This is a genomic window from Micromonospora sp. WMMD812, assembly GCF_027497215.1.
Taxonomy (GTDB): Bacteria; Actinomycetota; Actinomycetes; order Mycobacteriales; family Micromonosporaceae; genus Micromonospora.
This window is the reverse complement of record NZ_CP114904.1, coordinates 916,539-932,605: the sequence shown is the minus strand read 5'-3', so window position 1 is coordinate 932,605 and position 16,067 is coordinate 916,539. Positions and strand designations below refer to the sequence as shown.

Genomic DNA, 16,067 nt, shown 5'->3' with positions numbered 1-16,067 from the left:
GGGCACCCCCACGATCCGGCACGGAGGTGGGCACGTGTGGTGGCGTGGCGCGATCGGACGCCGGACGGCTCCCGCCGTCGCGGTCGTCACCCTGCTCGGGGTCACCGGCCTCGGACTGGTCACCGTCGGGCTGACCGCCGACCCGACCCGCCCACCGCAACCCGGCCACGCCACGCCCCGCCGCACCCACCCGGCGCCGGACCTGCCGCCTCTCCCCCACGCCGCGCCGACACGGGTGCAGATCCCCGCCATCGGCGTACGGGCCGAGGTCGTTCCGGTCGGCACGGACGCCGCCGGCGTGCTGGAAGTGCCGCCCCTGGACCGGCCCGGCCTCGCCGGCTGGTACCGGCACGGGGTCAGCCCCGGCGAGGCCGGCAACGCGGTTCTCGTCGGACACGTCGACTCGAAGGCCGGCCCGGCCGTCTTCTTCGACCTCGGCCGCCTGCGCGCCGGCGACACCATCCGGGTCACCCGGGCCGACACGAGCGTCGCGACGTTCACCGTGGACGGTGTGGGCGCGTACCCGAAGGACCGCTTCCCCAGCACCCTCGTCTACGGCCCGGCGGACGTGCCCGCGCTGCGCCTGATCACGTGCGGCGGCCGGTTCGACGCGCGCACCGGGAACTACGTCGACAACGTGGTCGTCCTCGCCACCCGGACCGGCTGACCGCTGTTCCCGCCGGGCTCCGCGACCGCGTCGGCCGCCCGATCCGCGTACCGTAGGCCGGCAGTCCCGGCGACGCGGAGGTGGGCGGTGGATCAGCGACCGGTACGGGTCCGATCGGGTCGGGGCCTGCACGCCCTCGTCGACCGGCTGCTCGGTCGGTCGTCCGCCGACATCCCCGCGCCGCGGCGGTCCAACCCGGACGCGGTCGTCGACTGCGCGGTCTACGTCAACGGCCGGCGCGAACCCGGTCGCCCGCACTACGCCGACGCGTACGCCCGCGGCCGGCGCGGCCGCAACGCGTTCGTGTGGCTCGGCCTGCACGAGCCGGGTCCCGCCGTGATGGCCGCGGTGGGCCGGGTCTTCGGGCTCGACGAGCTGACCGTCGAGCAGGCGCTCGCCGACGGCCACCGGCCGGCCGTCCAGCGGCACGGCGAGGTGACGCTGCTGGTGCTGCGCACCGCCGGCTACGTGGAGCACGCCGAGCTTACCGAGAGCTCCGAGGTGATCGACACCGGCGACGTCATGGTGTTCCTCGGCGACCGGTTCGTGATCACCGTCCGGCACGGCGCCTCCGGCGCGCTGAGCATGGTGCGGGCCGACATCGAGCAGCGCCCGGCGCTGCTGGCCGAGGGCCCGTGGGCCGTGGCGTACGCGGTCTGCGACCGCATGGTCGACCTCTACCTGGAGGTCGCCGGCCACGTCGAGCGGGACCTGGAACGGGTCGAGGAGAGTGTCTTCGCGCGGGATCGCGGCGCCGACATCCAGCACATCTACCAGCTGAAGCGCGAGGTGGTCGAGTTCAAGCGGGCGGTCCTGCCGTTGCAGGCGCCGCTGCGGACCCTGGTCGAGGGGCATCCGACCGACCCGCCGAGGGGCCTGCACCGCTGGTTCGTGGACGTGGACGCGCGGCTGGCCCGGGCGGTCGACCGGGTCGCCGCGTACGACGACCTGCTCACCTCGATCGTGCAGTCGCGGCTGGCCCAGCTCGCGGTCGAGCAGAACAACGACATGCGGAAGATCGCGGCGTGGGCGGCCATCGCGGCCGCGCAGACCGGCATCGCCGGCATCTACGGCATGAACTTCGCCACCCTGCCCGGGCTGGAGTGGCGCTACGGCTACGCGTTCGCGCTCGGCCTGATGGCGCTGGCCGCGCTCACCCTGTACCGGCTGTTCCGCCGCTCCGGCTGGCTCTGAGCCCGGACCCACGCCGTCCCGCCGCCCGGTCCCGGCCGGTCAGGGTTGCCGGAGCAGGAAGGCGCGGATGCGGTCGCGGGGGTTGTCGGTGAGCTCAGGGCCGTGGGTGAAGGCGGCGATGTCGTACGCCAGCTCACCGAGGACGTGCGCGGTCCGCTGGGTCATCCGGAAGTCGCTGCAGAGCACCTTGATCGGCCAGCGGATGCCGGCGACGTTGAAGAGCGCGTCCCCGGTGATCAGCAACCGGGTCGGCTCGTGCAGCAACGAGACGTGCCCCGGCGAGTGGCCGGGGGTGTGCACCACCCGCAGGCCGCCGGCGATCGGCAGCACGTCCCCGTCGGCGAGCTGCTGGGCCACCTCGACGGCCGGGAACCGGCCGCCGCCGTCGAGCCGGGCGAAGAGCCGGGCCCCGGTCACCGTGGCGTCCCGGGGCGGGGAGTGGCCCGCCCGCGCGTAGCCGACGTCGGCGGCGTGCGCGGCGACCGGGGCGCCGGTGCGCCGGGCCAGCTCGGCCGCGCCGCCGGCATGATCCGGATGGGCGTGGGTGAGCACGATCCGGATGACGTCGGCCGGGGCCTTGCCGATCGCGGCGAGCCCGCGCACGATCCGGGCCGGCGCGCGTTTCAGCCCGCAGTCGACCAGCGTGACGCTGCCGTCGTCGTCGACCAGGGCGTACGAGTTGACCAGCGCGCGGCCGGCGGTGGGGATGCGCCAGACACCGGGGGCGAGCGCGACGGCGGGTGATCGCGACATGACGTCGAGCCTACGAACGGGGGGCAAACCTCGGCGCGGTCGGGCAGCAGGTCCTGGTTACCCTCGCCGACGTGATGTGGCAGCGGTACGTGGCGATCGGCGACAGCACCACCGAGGGCCTGGACGACCCGGACGAGGCCGGCGGCTACCGGGGCTGGGCCGACCGGTTCGCCCTGGCGGTGGCGCGGGCGCAGGGCGGTCTGGAGTATGCCAATCTCGCGGTGCGGGGGCGCACGACGGCCCGGATCCGGGCCGAGCAGCTGCCGGTGGCACTCGACCTCGCTCCGGACCTGGCGACCGTGGTCGCGGGGATGAACGACGTGCTCCGCCCGACGTTCGACGTCGACCGGATCGCCACGGACGTCGGCGCGATGCAGGAGGCCCTGGTCGCGCAGGGCGCGACGGTCCTCACCTTTACCCTGCCCGACCCGGCGCCGGTGATGCCGATCGCCCGTCCGCTACGCGGCCGGGTGCTCGCCCTGAACGCGGCGCTGCGGGCGGTCACCGCACGGACCGGTGCCACCCTGCTGGACCTCGGCGCCCACCCAGTCGCCTCCGACCCGCGGCTCTGGAGCGACGACCGGCTGCACGCCAACAGCGCCGGGCACGAACGGATTGCCGCCGCCCTGGCGCACACCGCCGGCCTGCCCGGCACCGACGACTCCTGGTCCCACCCGCTGGCCGTCGCGCCGCGCCGACGCCGGCCGGAGGTGGTCCGCGCCGAGTTGGCCTGGACCCGGCGGCATCTGCTGCCGTGGCTGGCCCGACACCTGCGCGGCCGCTCGTCCGGGGACGACCGGGCGGCCAAGCGCCCGGTGCCGCTGCCGGTCGACCTGGACTGACGGGCCGGCCGCGGCCGACCTGCCCGCGGAGCCGGGCGTCGGCGTCAGCTCAGCCGGCTCGCTTCCGCGCCCGGCCGGTGGACAGGCAGCCGGCTCGCCGCGGCGCTCGTCCGGTGGCCCGCAGCCGGCTCGCCTCAGCGCTCGATCGGCGCCCGGGTGCGGGCGCGCTTGAGCTCGAAGAACCCGTCGGTGCCCGCGACCAGCAGCACGCCGTCCCACAGCCGGCCGGCGTCCTCGCCACGCGGGATCGGCGCCACCACCGGGCCGAAGAAGGCCGTCCGCCGCCCGTCGACCGTGACGTGGATGGTCGGGGTGCCCAGGTCCTCGCCCACCGGCTCCAGGCCGGCCTGGTGGCTGGCCAGCAGCGCCGCGTCGTGGTCGGGGGACCCGGCAGCGTCGGCCAGGTCGGGAGCCAGCCCCACCTCGGTCAGCGCCGCGACGTACAACTCCCGGCCGATCGGGGCCCGCTCGTGGTGGATCCGGTTGCCCAGCGCGGTGTAGAGGTCGCGCAGCACCTCCGGGCCGTACTTCTGCTCGGCGGCGACCGCCACCCGCACCGGCCCCATCCCGGGCCTGAGCCACTCCCGGTACCACTCCTCCAGCCCCTCCCGCCCGTCGTTGAGGACCGACAGGCTCATCACGTGGAACCGCACGTCCACCGGTCGCACCCGCTCCACCTCCAGCAGCCAGCGCGAGGCGTTCCAGGCCCACGGGCAGCGCGGGTCGAACCACATGTCGGCCGTCGTCATGATCTCTTCCAGTCCTTCCTGACGATCGTCGGTCACAGGTCGACCCTGCCGCTCGGATCGGCCCAGTGGCAGAGCCGATCCGAGCCCCGGTGAGTGGTCCAATCGCGTTCGGGCTCGGCGGCGGGGCCGGACCCGTCCACCGGTCCGGACCGGTCCCGGTGCCGGCGCCGGCCCTGTCCGGGCCGGTCGGCACCGGTGCGGCAGGATGAGGCGGTGGCGAAGCGGGGAAACCGACGGGGTGCGGCCGGCGAGGCGAACCCGGCCTGCCCGTGCGGGTCGGGCCAGCCGTACGCCGAGTGTTGCGGCCCGCTGCACCGGGGCGAGGCCGACGCCGCGACCGCCGAGGCGCTGATGCGCTCGCGGTTCAGCGCCTTCGCCGTGGGCGACGCGAGCTACCTGCTGCGCAGCTGGCACGTGAGCATCCGGCCCGCGCGGCTCGACCTCGACCCCGCTCAGCGCTGGACCCGGCTGGAAATCGTCGACACCGACCGGGGCGGTCTGTTCGACAGCACCGGCACGGTCGAGTTCCGGGCGCACTACCGGGCCGGCGGGCGGGTCGGGACGCAGACCGAGCGCAGCCGGTTCGTGCGGGCGGGCGGCCGCTGGGTCTACCTGGACGCCGAGCGCCCCTGATCCCGCGTCACGGCTGCGTGCCAGCCCCGACAGGCGCTACGATGACCGCGGCGTAGTCCTGCGCCTCACCTCCCTCCCGGTGCTCACGCCACCGGCTTCGCGGAGGCAAAGGGGGCCCAGAGCCCTCGGGCGAGCACGACATGCCCCACTCCGGCGGGGTCGACGGGAGCGTGAGTCCCTGCGACCGTGCCGTCGACAGGGAGCATGTGATGACCAGCAAGAAATCGTTCAAGGCCCGGGTCCGCAGCCGGATGGACAAGACCGGCGAGGCCTACACCACCGCCCGCCGGCAGCTGCTGGCCCGATCCGAGGCCACCACCCCGGACCGGCCCGCCGACCCGCCCGCCGGGCTGCCACCTGCCACGCCGTCCCCGGCGGCGGCCGCCGAGCAGACCGAGCGCATCGCCGACGCCCTGCTGCGCGACCGCACCGGCCGGGGCTGGGACGAGTGGTTCGGTCTGCTCGACGACTGGCAGGCGACCGCGCGTACGCACACCGAGATCGCCCGCTGGCTGGTGACCGTGCACGAGGTGCCGGGCTGGTGGGCGCAAACGGTCACGGTCGGCTACGAGCAGGCCCGCGGGCTGCGCGCCCCCGGGCAGCGGCGCGGCGGCGGCTACACGGCGGGCGGCAGCCGTACGGTGGCGGTGCCGGTGGACCGGCTCTTCGCGGCGTTCGCCGACGACGGGCTGCGCACCCGCTGGCTGCCGGACGTCGAGGTGCGGGTGCGGACGGCCACCGCGCCGAAGTCGTTCCGCGCGGACTGGGCCGGTGGACCCACCCGGATCGTGGTCGGTTTCGAGCCGGTCGGCGAGACCAGGTCCCGGGTGGCGGTACAACACGAGAAGCTGACCGAGGCGGAGCAGGCTGCGGAGCTGAAGGCGTACTGGCGGGAGCGGCTCGCCGCGCTCAAGCAGTTCCTCGAGGCGGACGGAGACCCGCGGTGACCATCACGACCTTCATCAACCTGCCGGTGCGCGACCTCAGCACGGCCGCCGAGTTCTTCCGGTCCATCGGGTTCACCGGCGAGCAGCCCGCGCCGGACGGCACCACCCTCATGCTGTCCCTCAACGAGACGACCCAGCTGATGCTGCACGTCGCGTCGTCGTTCGCCGAGTACACCGGCGTCGCGGTCACCGACACGTCGACCAGCCGCGAGGTGATCGTCGGTCTCGTCACCGACAGTCGGGAGCGGGTCGACGAGCTGGTCGACCGGGCGGTCGCGGCCGGCGGCGAGGCCCTCGGCGAGGGGCAGGACGACGGCAGGCTCTACATGCGCGGGTTCCGGGACCTCGACGGCCACCAGTGGTCGTTCCTGCACCTGCACGGCTGACCGGCTCGGCGCGGGTCAGCCGAAGCTGACCCGCGCCAGCCAGAGCTCCAGCAGCCCGCGGTCGCCGAGCACCTGCACGGTGTCGTGCGGCGGGCGCCGGCCGTAGACGGTGAGCAGCAGCTCGGTGAGCGGCCCGCGCACGGCGACCGCGGCCTTCTCGTGCGCGCGCCGCCAGGTGCCGATCTCGCCGGTGAGGTCGACCACCCACTCGGCCGCCGCCTCGGGCGCGGTGTCGGTGGCATGCAGGTGCAGGGTGCGCCCGGGCCCGAGCAGCTCCCGCCGCTCGGGCTTGAACTCGAGCATGACCGGCAGCGAGTCCAGCTCCATCCACTCGTCGAGCGCGTCGACGGCCACCGGCTCCGCAGCGGCGAACGGCACCCCCAGCGCCAGCGCGGCGTCGGCCCGGTGCACCAGGGTCTCGTGCGCGAAGCGGCGAGCGTAGAAGGCGGCGTCCGTGCGGCCCGGGATCGGCGTCCAGACCTCGGCCCGCGGCCCGGCGGCACGCAGCGTGCCGGCGAGCTGGGCGGCGCCCTCGACGAGCCACGGCGCGAGGATCGCCGGATCGCCGTCGGCGTGCCCGGACAGGTCACGCAGGTCGGTGTCGGGCAGCGGTGTCGCCGCCCGGGTGCGGACGATCTCCTCGGCCCACCGGTGCCCGGCGCCGACGTGCCGCACGAGCTGGCCGACCGTCCAGCCCGGACAGGACGGCACCGGCGTGCGCGGATCGGCACCGGCGAGGTGCGCGGCCATCAGCTCGGCCTGCGCGACGATCTCGTCGCACCAGCCGTCGAAGCTCATCGCGGTCACCCGGTCACCCTAGACACCGCCACCGACAACCGTGGTGCGCCCGGCCGGCGGCCGACCGGTCGCTCGGGTGCGCACGGCCACCAGCAGCACCGCCACCAGCAGGTACGGCAGTGCGGAGACGGCGAACGCGACCGCGTTGCCGGCGGTCGTGGCGACCAGGCCGTAGCCGACGTACACGCCGATGATCGTGACGTCGGTGGCCATCCCGGCGAGCGAGGTGACGGTGGCGCGGCTGGGCCCGACGATGCGTGCCTGGAGGCGAGCGTCGGCCAGCACGGTGGCGAGTTGGCAGGCGCAGAAGGCGACCGCGATCAGACCGAACCCGGCCGGGTGGCCGGTCAGCGCGCCACCGGCCAGGGTCAGCGCGGCGAGTCCGAGCAGGGCCGCGTACCCCCGGGTGGTGAGCCGCTCGAAGGCCGGGGCGAGCAGCCCGCCGACGGTCACCCCGGCCCACACCAGCAGGAGCAGCAGCGGCACCGTCTGGCTGCCGACGCCGGTGTCCCGGGCCAGCAGCGGGGTGTACTCGTCGAGGGCGCCCCAGACGGCGGCGACCCCGGCGACCAACAGCACCGCCGCGCGCACCGCTGACACGGCACGGGCCTCGGCCAGGCCGGCGCGCAGGCTCGCCCACCAGCCGAGGTCGTCGTCCTCACCCACCCCGTCGCCGGCCGACGTGGTGGTGCGGTCTTCGGGGAACCGGGTGGCCACGGCGGCGGTCAGCAGGCAGGCGAGGACGCTGGCCGCGCCGACCGCCGGGTAGCCGTCGGCGGCGAGCACCGGGCCGGCCAGCGCGGTCGAGGCGAGCGCGCCGAGGATCTCGGCGGTCTTCGCCCGGCCGATGACCCGCGCGTACCGGCCGGCCGCGCCCCGGCGGTCGAGCTCGGTGAAGACCAGCGCCTCCAGCGCGCCGGACGCGAGCGCCCCGCCGGCGCCCCAGAGCAGGAACCCGACGGCGAAGGCCGGGTACGACGGCGACAGCACCCAGACGGCGTAGCCGACGGCGGTCACCAGCGGCGCGAGGCACAGCAGCAGCCGCCGGGACACCGCGTCGGCCCAGGCGCCGGAGGGCACCTCCAGCAGGATCGCGCTGGCCGACCAGAGAACGAAGAGCGAGGAGATCTGCCAGACCGACAACCCGGTGTCGGCGAACAGCAGCGCGTACACCGGGTAGAGCAGGACGAGTTCGCTGAGGAACGCGTACCCGTAGAGGGTCGCCGACAGGCGGCGGACGCCGCGGTCGCGCACGCGCGCGGAGGTGAGAGTCATGAGGCCTTCCCGTGGGGACGAATCGGACGCCGGAGGTACGGCGCCCGCGGCGGCCCACGGGAACGGCCACTAGTGAGGCATCAACATCGCCAAGTCATGCCCGCGATGCTAGTCGCCGGCGGTGTCGGCGGGCCAGGGATTCGCGACGGCCCGGTGACACGCGACGGGGTGGGACCCTCCGGTCCCACCCCGTCCACGGCGAACGTCAGCGGCGCTCCGTCGGCGGCTCCACCGGCGGGATGACCATCGTGGCCTCGCTGTCGTCGGCGGCGCGCTGCCCGGGAACCGGCGAGCCGGTCGAGGTCACCTGGGTGGCGTCCGGGTCGGTCGACCGGGGCACCGCCCGCGTGGCCTCCGGGTCGGTCGATCGCGGCACCACCTGCGTGGCGTCCGGGTCGGCGGGCCGGGTGACCACCTGTGTGCTGTCCGGATCGGCGGGAACCGGCTGGGTGAGGTCCGGGTCGGCCGCCGCCGGCCGGGACAGTTCGGCCTCCGTGTCGCGGCGACCGGCCTGGTACGCCCGCGCGTGCGTGGCGATCAGCCGGGACTCGTGCTCGGCGCGGCTCAGCCAGGACTCCCAGCGGCTCTGCATCGGGCGGACCAGCCCACCGCCGACACCGACGACGAGGATCCCGCCGAGGGTCGCCAGGACGGCGATCAGCACCGGGGTGGTCACCGCGGTGGCCACGCCGATCTGGTTGAGCGCGGCGATGACGCCGAGGCCGAGCAGGAAGACGTACGCGACGGTGGCCAGCACCCGACCGTACGAGAGGCCGCCGAGCGCGCCGCCGATGATGTCCTTGACGGCGTTGGCGATGGCCGCGGCGACCACCACGATGACGATGGCGACGAACGCCCGGGGAAGCCAGGCGATCACGCCGGCGATCAGGTCGGAGATCGGGTTCGGTCCCCAGATGCCGAAGGCCAGTTGAAGCGTTACCAGCAGAAGTCCGTAGTAGACGAGCTTGGCGACGATGTCGCTGGCGTCGTACCGGGAGCGGCTCAACGCCCGGCGGATGCCGCCGCGCTCGACGGCGCGGTCGAAGCCCACCCGCTCCAGGACCTTGTCCACGATCTTGAGCGCGGCCTTGGCGATCAGCCATCCGGCCACGAGGATCGCCACGAAGGCGACGGCCTTGGGCACGAAGAGCATCACCGAGCGGAAGGCGTCCCCCACCGCGTCGCTGACGTTGTCTCTCATATCACGGTCCTCCACACGGGGCGGTCAGGTCTCCGACCCCGCCCTACCCCGCGCGCACCGGACCCCAAACCCGCGACCACGTTCGTCGATCACGCGGTTGTGGTCGCCGAGACAGCCCGGTCAACACCTCCCCGAGACGCCACAGCCGCGTGATCCACGAGGTCAGCGCGTGGTGCCGTCGGCCTCGGCGGCGGTCGCCACGCTCTCGCTGACCGGCCCGAGATCCGGTGCGGCGGACGGCTGGCCGGCGGGCGGCCGGGCGATCTGGTCGAAGAAGCGGAGCAGCTCCACCGGGAACGGCATCACCAGCGTGCTGTTCTTCTCGGCCGCCACGTCCACCACCGTCTGGAGCAGCCGCAGTTGGTACGCGCCGGGGGTGGCCGCCATCGCTCGGGACGCGTCCGCGAGCCGGCGGGACGCCTGGAACTCGCCGTCCGCGGCGATCACCCGCGCGCGTCGCTCCCGTTCGGCCTCCGCCTGCCGGGACATCGACCGTTTCATGCCCTCCGGCAGCGAGACGTCCTTGACCTCGACCCGCTCGATCAGCAGGCCCCAAGGTTTCTCGGTCGGCGCGTCGATGACCGACTTCAGCTCGGCGTTGATCCGGTCCCGGTCGCCGAGCAGGGTGTCGAGGTCGGCCTTGCCGATCACCGAGCGCAGCGCGGTCTGCGCCACCTGGAGCACGGCCGCCGGGTAGTCGTGCACGTTGACCAGGGCCTTCACCGGGTCGACCACCCGGTAGTAGACGACGGCGTCGACGGTGAGCGTGACGTTGTCCCGGGTGATGGCGCCCTGTGCGGGCACCCCGATGACGGTGGTCTGCATGCTGACCCGCACCATCCGGTCGGCGATCGGGACGATCAGGTGCAGTCCCGGCTGGCGGACGTCGTCCAGCACCCGGCCGAACCGGAAGACGATGCCGCGCTGGTACTGCTGCACCAGGCGGATGCTGAGCGCCAGCACGACCACCACGACCGCGACCACGACGACCACGGCCACCACCACGGCGGCTCCCATGGCACCCCCGATCCCCGAACGACGCCGATGTCCCGGGGCGCGGCATACCCGCTGATCCGTCCGACAGTCCTGCGGATCGGCACGATCCGACCGGTCGCGGACACACCACGGGCGCCGGGTGGAACGCCCGCGCCCGCCCTCGCCGTCCTGCCGTGTCGCGGGCCAGGTCGACGGGATTGGATCTCGCCGTTCGCCCGGTCCGCGTCCTTACGATGACGTCCCGCCGCGCCGCCTGGAGGACCGTCATGCTGGAGCGCTTCGCCGACCTCACCACGCCGCTCGTCGCGGACGCCTGCGTACGCCTCGGGGTGCCGCTGCGGGCCGCGCCGGCCGGGATCCGGGCCGTGGTGCCCGGTCAGCGGATCGCCGGGCGGGTGCGGCCGGCCCGGCACTACGGCAGCGTGGACGTGTTCCTCGAGGCGTTCGGCCAGGCGGCGGCGGGCGACGTGCTGGTGGTCGACAACGGCGGCCGGTCGGACGAGGCCTGCGTCGGTGACCTGGTGGTGTTGGAGGCCGCCGCGGCCGGGGTGACCGGTCTGGTGGTGTGGGGGCTGCACCGGGACACCGCCGACCTGGTCGAGATCGGGCTACCGGTGTTCAGCTACGGGAGCCTGCCGCCCGGCCCGGTCCGGGTCGACGACCGCGAACCGGAGGCCCTGGTGACGGCCCGCGTCGGCGACCACGAGGTGGGCCCGGACGACCTGGTGTTCGGCGACGACGACGGCGTGCTCTTCGTGGCTGCCGGCCGGGCCGACGAGGTGCTGGCCACGGCGGCCGGGATCCGGCAGGTCGAGCGGGAGCAGGCGGCGCGGATCAGGTCCGGCGAGACGCTTCGCGAACAGACGGCTTTCGACGACTACCTGGCCCGGCGCACGGCCGACGCGTCGTACACGTTCCGCCGCCACCTGCGCCGGATCGGCGGGGCCATCGAGGAGTGACCGGAGGCCGACGCGTCGGACCGGTCGCCGCGATCCACATGGCAGGGATCGACGTCCGACCTCTAGCGCGACACCGAGGACTGGCAATATCCTCCACATCACGCGCGGCCTCTGGAGCTACTTTTCACACCCCCTGCCGTCCTGGCCGCAGAGGAGATGTCATGCACGTGGACCATTCCGAACTGGACCGCCGCACCCTGCTGCGGGCCGGCCTCGGCGCCGCCACGGTCGCCGTCGTCGGGAGCGAGCTCGCGTTCCCGGCCACCGCCCAGGCGGACCCGGGGGCGGACCTGGACTGGATCATCAGCTGCGACGAGTGGGGCGCGCGCCCGCCGGCCGACCCGCTGTCGGTCAGCGCCATCGCGACCAACAAGATCATCGTGCACCACATGGCGTTCCCGAACGTCACCGACTACTCCGAGGCGCAGGCCGTCAAGCTGGCGCGCGACTGCCAGAACCTGCACATGGACGGCAACGGCTGGTCCGACACCGGGCAGCACTTCACCGTCAGCCGCGGCGGCTACGTGCTCGAGGGCCGACGAGGCAGCCTGGAGCGGCTCCAGGCTGGCGACCGGCAGATGATCTCGGCGCACTGCCCCGGCGAGAACGGGCGGGCCATCGGGATCGAGAACGAGGGCACGTACGTCACCGAGACACCCCCGAAGGCGCTGCTGACCTCGCTGGTCAAGCTCTGCGTCGCGGTCTGCCGCCAGTACGGGCTGCACGCGCACGACATCTTCGGGCACTGGGACTTCCGCAACACGCAGTGCCCGGGCGCCGCGTTCTACCGGCAGTTCCCCGAGCTGCGCCGCCGGGTGTTCGCGGCCCTCGACACCGACCTGTCCGACGTGCCGGCCCGCCGCTGGCCGGACCTGTGGCGGTTCGTCAGCTCCCCGGCCGTGCAGGTCGTGCAGTACCTGCTCGCCCACCGGGGCTACACCGTGCCGGTCAACAGCGTCTTCGACGCGGCGACGGTGGCCGCCGTGCAGGACTGGCAGTACCGCAACGGCATCCCGGTGGACGTCGACGCGACGCTCACGCCCCAGACCTGGGAGACCCTGGTGCCGGAGCTGGACGGGCACGCCACCGGGCTGCCGGTCAGCGCGGTGCAGTTCATTCTCAACATCAAGGGCTACGCCGAGGTGACCGTCACCGGCGAGTACGACTACGTCACCAGGAAGGCCGTCAAGGACCTCCAGGCGCTGCACGGCCTGCCGCGCAACGGGAAGCTGACGACCAGCACCTGGTGCGCCATCGTCGGCGGCGTGGTCCGGCAGTCGTTCCGGCACCGCTGACCCGGAGCGGGTGAACGGCGGGGGACGGCCGACGCCCGGCCGCTCCCCCGCCGAAACACGCTCGCCGTTCGTTGTCCAGCGCCTCCTGGTCTGCGACGATTCGCAGGTCACGACCAAGGAGGGTGCTGTGGCTTCTCGACTCAACCCATACCTCAGCTTCACCGGCAACGCCCGGGAGGCGATGGAGTTCTACCACCGGGTCTTCGGTGGCTCGCTGCGGGTGAACACGTTCGGCGAGTTCGGCAACCAGGAGCCGGGCCTGGCCGAGCAGATCATGCACGCCCAGTTGGAGACCGACAGCGGCTTCACGCTGATGGCGTCGGACACTCCCCCGGGCATGGAGCACAGCCCGGGCAGCACCATGACCATCAGCCTCAGTGGCGACGACGCCGACGAGCTGCGCCGCTACTGGGAGCAGCTCAGCGAGGGCGGCGTGGTGACCATGCCGCTGGAGAAGCAGATGTGGGGCGACGAGTTCGGCATGTGCACCGACCGGTTCGGCGTCCCGTGGATGGTGGACATCACCCCGCCGCAGGGCTGATCCGCCCCCGTCGCTACCCGCTCGGCTCCCCGCCCCGGGCCCGCCCGTCCGGGCCGGCCCGGGGCTTCCACGAGCACGTCGGCGTACGGCAGGCCCCCACGCCCCGTTTGCCCCAGGGCGATCGCGGAAAGAGTGCGGGCATGACATGGGCACGTCGAGCCGTACCCGCGGCCGTGGCCGCGCTCGCGGCGCTCGCCGCGCGGGACCTGATCCAGCGCGACCACGCGCTGCTGCGCAACTTCCCGGTCCTCGGCCGGGCCCGGTATCTGCTGGAGGCGATCGGGCCCGAACTGCGGCAGTACATCGTGGCCGGCAACAACGAGGAGCGGCCGTTCACCCGGGACCAGCGCCGGTGGGTGTACGCGTCGGCGAAGCGGCAGAACAACTACTTCGGCTTCGGCACGGACAACGACATCGAGTACACCCCCGGCTACCCGATCATCAAGCACCGCACCTTCGGCCGGGCCGTCCCGCCGTCGACCCCCGGCGCGGGTCAGGAGGTGCGGCTGCCCTGCGCCAAGGTGCTGGGCGCCGCCCGTGGCCGGGCCGGCGCCTTCCGCCCGCAGTCGGTGGTCAACATCTCCGGGATGAGCTTTGGCTCGCTCTCCGGCAACGCGGTCACGGCGTTGAACCGCGGCGCCGCCCTCGCCGGCTGCCTGCAGAACACCGGCGAGGGCGGGCTGTCCCCGTACCACCGCAACGGCGGTGAGCTGGTGTTCCAGATCGGCACCGCGTACTTCGGCTGCCGGGACGATCGGGGCCGGTTCAGTCTGGCCAGGCTGAAGGAGCTGGTGGCCGGCGCGCCGGTGCGCGCGCTGGAGATCAAGCTGAGCCAGGGCGCCAAACCGAGCCTGGGCGGCCTGCTGCCCGGAGCGAAGGTCTCCGCGGAGATCGCCGCGACCCGCGGCGTCCCGGAGGGGCGCGACTGCGTGAGCCCGTCCCGGCACGCGGAGTTCTCCGACTGCGACAGCCTGCTGGACTGGGTGGAGCTGCTCGCCGCAGAGACCGGGTTGCCGGTCGGCATCAAGTCGGCGGTCGGCGACCTCGGCTTCTGGCGGGAGCTGACCGAGTTGATGCGGAACACCGGGCGCGGCGTCGACTTCGTGACGGTGGACGGCGGCGAGGGCGGCACCGGCGCCGCCCCGCTGATCTTCACCGACTCGGTCTCGCTCCCCTTCCAGCAGGGCTTCTCCCGCGTGTACAAGGTGTTCGCCGAGCAGGGTCTGCACGAGCAGGTGGTCTTCGTCGGCTCGGGCAAGCTCGGCCTGCCCGACAACGCCGTGGTGGCGTTCGCGCTGGGCTGCGACCTGGTCAACGTGGGTCGGGAGGCGATGCTGGCGATCGGCTGCATCCAGGCGCAGAAGTGTCACACCGACACCTGCCCGACCGGCGTCGCCACCCAGAACGCCTGGCTCGCCCGGGGCCTGGACCCGGCGCTGAAGTCGGTGCGGGCGGCCAACTACGTGCAGACGCTGCGCCGCGACCTCATGAAGGTGGCCGAGGCGTGCGGGGTCGAGCACCCCGGCCTGATCGACACCGGCGCCGTGGAGGTCCTCGACGGCCGTACCGGCTCCACCCCGCTGCACGCGGTGTACGGCTACCACCCGGAGTGGGGGCTCCCGTCGGCCGCGGACCGCGCGGAGATCGTCCGCCTGATGATCGGCGAGGCGCCCCAGGGTGGCAGCGCCCCGCCGTCGCCGACCGCGGCGAGCTGATCGGCCGTCCGCCGTCGCCGGTCGATAATCGGCGGCCGCGGAGGCCCGCCTCCCCTACGGTGGGCCGGTGCTGATCAGACGTGAGACCCCCGCCGACGTGGACGCCGTCCGCGCGGTGCACACCGCCGCCTTCGCCAAGCCCGACGCGCCGGACACCGTTCCCGTGGAGGCTTCCCTGGTCGACGCGCTACGCGCCGATGACGCCTGGCTGCCCGCCCTGTCGCTGGTGGCGACCGACGCCGGCGGGCAGGTCGTAGGGCACGTGGTGTGCACCCGCGGGTGGGTGGCCGGCGAGCCGGTCGCGCTGGGGCTCGGTCCGCTCGGCGTACTGCCGGGGTGGCAGCGCCGTGGCGTGGGCTCGGCGTTGATGCACGCCGCGCTCGGCGCCGCGGACGCCCGCGACGAGCCGCTGGTGGTGCTGCTCGGCCACCCCGACTACTACCCGCGCTTCGGGTTCCGGCCCGCCGTCGACCTCGGCGTCACCCCGCCGGTGGCCGCGTGGGGGCCGCGGTACTTCCTGGCCCGCCCGCTCGCCGCGTGGGACCCGGCGATCCGGGGCGAGTTCACGTACGCGAAGCCGTTCCGCGCGCTCTGACCCTTCCCGACGGTGACCGGACTGTTGCATTCTGGTTGTCATGGGAGAGGTGCTGCCGATACCCACCTTCGGTGACCTGTTCGCCGACACGCGGGGCGAGGACCGGACGATGCGGGTCAGCTTCCACCCCGACCGGGACGCCGTGGTGCTGTCCCTGTGGAGCGGCCCGGTGTGCCGGGGATCGTTCCGGATGGCCAGCGGCGACGTACCCCGACTGCTGTCGCTGCTCACCCAGGTCGCCGGCGGCCGCACGGCCGGGTCGCCGCCCGGTTCCACGCCACCGGATCGGACCGATCCCCGGGCGACCGTGGTCCGCCGGGGCACGGTCCCGGCGGCGCGGACGGCCGAGGAGGACGGCGGGACCGCGGCGCCCGCGCACCGCCGCCAACTGCCGATCGTGCCGGCGCCGCGGGTCGCCTGACCGTCGCCGGACGTCCACCGCCCCCGGCCCTACGGCCACGCCTCGGCGCGGCATGTTCCGGCAGGTCAGTGCCGCAATCGCCGTCGGCCATGCGAACATA

At 74.0% G+C, this 16,067-nt stretch carries 18 protein-coding genes; 12 read left to right on the top strand and 6 right to left on the bottom strand.

Features of this window, described 5'->3' with window-relative positions; all coding sequences use genetic code 11:
- Positions 1-34 precede the first annotated feature (34 nt).
- Together O7603_RS04170 and O7603_RS04165 are read left to right on the top strand one after the other, a co-directional pair.
- On the top strand, positions 35-667 hold the full coding sequence (locus O7603_RS04170; protein ID WP_281574358.1) for a class F sortase: 633 nt from the start codon (positions 35-37) through the stop codon (positions 665-667).
- 87 nt (positions 668-754) lie between these two features.
- A complete protein-coding gene (locus tag O7603_RS04165; RefSeq protein WP_281574357.1) occupies positions 755-1,861 on the top strand; it encodes a magnesium and cobalt transport protein CorA in 1,107 nt (368 codons plus the stop codon).
- 39 nt (positions 1,862-1,900) lie between these two features.
- On the opposite strand, the gene O7603_RS04160 is transcribed toward O7603_RS04165, so the two are convergent.
- A complete protein-coding gene (locus O7603_RS04160; protein WP_281574356.1) occupies positions 1,901-2,614 on the bottom strand; it encodes an MBL fold metallo-hydrolase in 714 nt (237 codons plus the stop codon).
- 74 nt (positions 2,615-2,688) lie between these two features.
- Between O7603_RS04160 and O7603_RS04155 the strand changes: the two genes are divergently transcribed.
- A complete protein-coding gene (locus tag O7603_RS04155) occupies positions 2,689-3,456 on the top strand; it encodes an SGNH/GDSL hydrolase family protein (RefSeq protein ID WP_281576589.1) in 768 nt (255 codons plus the stop codon).
- 134 nt (positions 3,457-3,590) lie between these two features.
- Here the strand turns inward: O7603_RS04155 and O7603_RS04150 are convergent, their stop codons facing one another.
- On the bottom strand, positions 3,591-4,205 hold the full coding sequence (locus tag O7603_RS04150) for a DsbA family protein (RefSeq protein ID WP_281576588.1): 615 nt from the start codon (positions 4,203-4,205) through the stop codon (positions 3,591-3,593).
- A gap of 213 nt (positions 4,206-4,418) precedes the next feature.
- Here O7603_RS04150 and O7603_RS04145 point away from each other — a divergent pair, with 213 nt between their 5' ends.
- The 3 genes from O7603_RS04145 (at position 4,419) to O7603_RS04135 (ending at position 6,171) form a co-directional block, all read left to right on the top strand.
- Positions 4,419-4,838 (top strand): YchJ family protein, encoded by a 420-nt coding sequence (locus O7603_RS04145; RefSeq protein WP_281574355.1) that lies wholly within the window; start codon positions 4,419-4,421, stop codon positions 4,836-4,838.
- 209 nt (positions 4,839-5,047) lie between these two features.
- Positions 5,048-5,785 carry a hypothetical protein gene (locus tag O7603_RS04140; protein ID WP_281574354.1) on the top strand — a complete coding sequence of 246 codons (738 nt, stop codon included), beginning with the start codon at positions 5,048-5,050 and terminating at the stop codon, positions 5,783-5,785.
- Positions 5,782-6,171 carry a VOC family protein gene (locus O7603_RS04135; RefSeq protein ID WP_281574353.1) on the top strand — a complete coding sequence of 130 codons (390 nt, stop codon included), beginning with the start codon at positions 5,782-5,784 and terminating at the stop codon, positions 6,169-6,171. Before O7603_RS04140 ends, O7603_RS04135 begins: the two co-directional genes overlap by 4 nt.
- Positions 6,172-6,186: 15 nt before the next feature.
- On the opposite strand, the gene O7603_RS04130 is transcribed toward O7603_RS04135, so the two are convergent.
- From O7603_RS04130 to O7603_RS04115, 4 genes are all read right to left on the bottom strand, one after another.
- The gene (locus tag O7603_RS04130; protein WP_281576587.1) at positions 6,187-6,969 is read right to left on the bottom strand and encodes a maleylpyruvate isomerase family mycothiol-dependent enzyme; all 783 of its coding nucleotides are present in this window, start codon (positions 6,967-6,969) and stop codon (positions 6,187-6,189) included.
- Between the two features lie 18 nt (positions 6,970-6,987).
- Positions 6,988-8,244, bottom strand: coding sequence for an MFS transporter (locus O7603_RS04125; RefSeq protein ID WP_281574352.1), 1,257 nt, complete (start codon positions 8,242-8,244; stop codon positions 6,988-6,990).
- 205 nt (positions 8,245-8,449) lie between these two features.
- A complete protein-coding gene (locus O7603_RS04120; RefSeq protein ID WP_281574351.1) occupies positions 8,450-9,445 on the bottom strand; it encodes a hypothetical protein in 996 nt (331 codons plus the stop codon).
- A 162-nt stretch (positions 9,446-9,607) separates the two neighbouring features.
- Positions 9,608-10,462, bottom strand: coding sequence for an SPFH domain-containing protein (locus O7603_RS04115; protein ID WP_348651052.1), 855 nt, complete (start codon positions 10,460-10,462; stop codon positions 9,608-9,610).
- A 245-nt stretch (positions 10,463-10,707) separates the two neighbouring features.
- Here O7603_RS04115 and O7603_RS04110 point away from each other — a divergent pair, with 245 nt between their 5' ends.
- The 6 genes from O7603_RS04110 to O7603_RS04085 all read left to right on the top strand — a co-directional run bounded on the left by O7603_RS04110 (position 10,708) and on the right by O7603_RS04085 (position 15,967).
- A complete protein-coding gene (locus tag O7603_RS04110; RefSeq protein WP_281574350.1) occupies positions 10,708-11,400 on the top strand; it encodes an RraA family protein in 693 nt (230 codons plus the stop codon).
- 161 nt (positions 11,401-11,561) lie between these two features.
- The gene (locus O7603_RS04105) at positions 11,562-12,695 is read left to right on the top strand and encodes an N-acetylmuramoyl-L-alanine amidase (RefSeq protein WP_281574349.1); all 1,134 of its coding nucleotides are present in this window, start codon (positions 11,562-11,564) and stop codon (positions 12,693-12,695) included.
- Positions 12,696-12,822: 127 nt separating this feature from the next.
- On the top strand, positions 12,823-13,236 hold the full coding sequence (locus tag O7603_RS04100) for a VOC family protein (protein WP_281574348.1): 414 nt from the start codon (positions 12,823-12,825) through the stop codon (positions 13,234-13,236).
- A 140-nt stretch (positions 13,237-13,376) separates the two neighbouring features.
- Positions 13,377-14,951, top strand: coding sequence for an FMN-binding glutamate synthase family protein (locus O7603_RS04095; protein WP_281574347.1), 1,575 nt, complete (start codon positions 13,377-13,379; stop codon positions 14,949-14,951).
- 67 nt (positions 14,952-15,018) lie between these two features.
- Positions 15,019-15,546, top strand: coding sequence for an N-acetyltransferase (locus tag O7603_RS04090; RefSeq protein WP_281574346.1), 528 nt, complete (start codon positions 15,019-15,021; stop codon positions 15,544-15,546).
- 40 nt (positions 15,547-15,586) lie between these two features.
- Positions 15,587-15,967 carry a hypothetical protein gene (locus tag O7603_RS04085; RefSeq protein WP_281574345.1) on the top strand — a complete coding sequence of 127 codons (381 nt, stop codon included), beginning with the start codon at positions 15,587-15,589 and terminating at the stop codon, positions 15,965-15,967.
- Positions 15,968-16,067: the final 100 nt, after the last annotated feature.

What these genes read in the sequence shown, in the direction of transcription:
- O7603_RS04150 (WP_281576588.1), bottom strand. Translation starts at nt 4,205, where the DNA reads ATGACGACGGCCGACATGTGGTTCGACCCGCGCTGCCCGTGGGCCTGG.
- O7603_RS04155 (WP_281576589.1), top strand. Translation starts at nt 2,689, where the DNA reads ATGTGGCAGCGGTACGTGGCGATCGGCGACAGCACCACCGAGGGCCTG.
- O7603_RS04085 (WP_281574345.1), top strand. Translation starts at nt 15,587, where the DNA reads ATGGGAGAGGTGCTGCCGATACCCACCTTCGGTGACCTGTTCGCCGAC.
- O7603_RS04095 (WP_281574347.1), top strand. Translation starts at nt 13,377, where the DNA reads ATGACATGGGCACGTCGAGCCGTACCCGCGGCCGTGGCCGCGCTCGCG.
- O7603_RS04140 (WP_281574354.1), top strand. Translation starts at nt 5,048, where the DNA reads ATGACCAGCAAGAAATCGTTCAAGGCCCGGGTCCGCAGCCGGATGGAC.
- O7603_RS04115 (WP_348651052.1), bottom strand. Translation starts at nt 10,462, where the DNA reads ATGGGAGCCGCCGTGGTGGTGGCCGTGGTCGTCGTGGTCGCGGTCGTG.
- O7603_RS04125 (WP_281574352.1), bottom strand. Translation starts at nt 8,244, where the DNA reads ATGACTCTCACCTCCGCGCGCGTGCGCGACCGCGGCGTCCGCCGCCTG.
- O7603_RS04105 (WP_281574349.1), top strand. Translation starts at nt 11,562, where the DNA reads ATGCACGTGGACCATTCCGAACTGGACCGCCGCACCCTGCTGCGGGCC.
- O7603_RS04120 (WP_281574351.1), bottom strand. Translation starts at nt 9,445, where the DNA reads ATGAGAGACAACGTCAGCGACGCGGTGGGGGACGCCTTCCGCTCGGTG.
- O7603_RS04160 (WP_281574356.1), bottom strand. Translation starts at nt 2,614, where the DNA reads ATGTCGCGATCACCCGCCGTCGCGCTCGCCCCCGGTGTCTGGCGCATC.
- O7603_RS04130 (WP_281576587.1), bottom strand. Translation starts at nt 6,969, where the DNA reads ATGAGCTTCGACGGCTGGTGCGACGAGATCGTCGCGCAGGCCGAGCTG.
- O7603_RS04110 (WP_281574350.1), top strand. Translation starts at nt 10,708, where the DNA reads ATGCTGGAGCGCTTCGCCGACCTCACCACGCCGCTCGTCGCGGACGCC.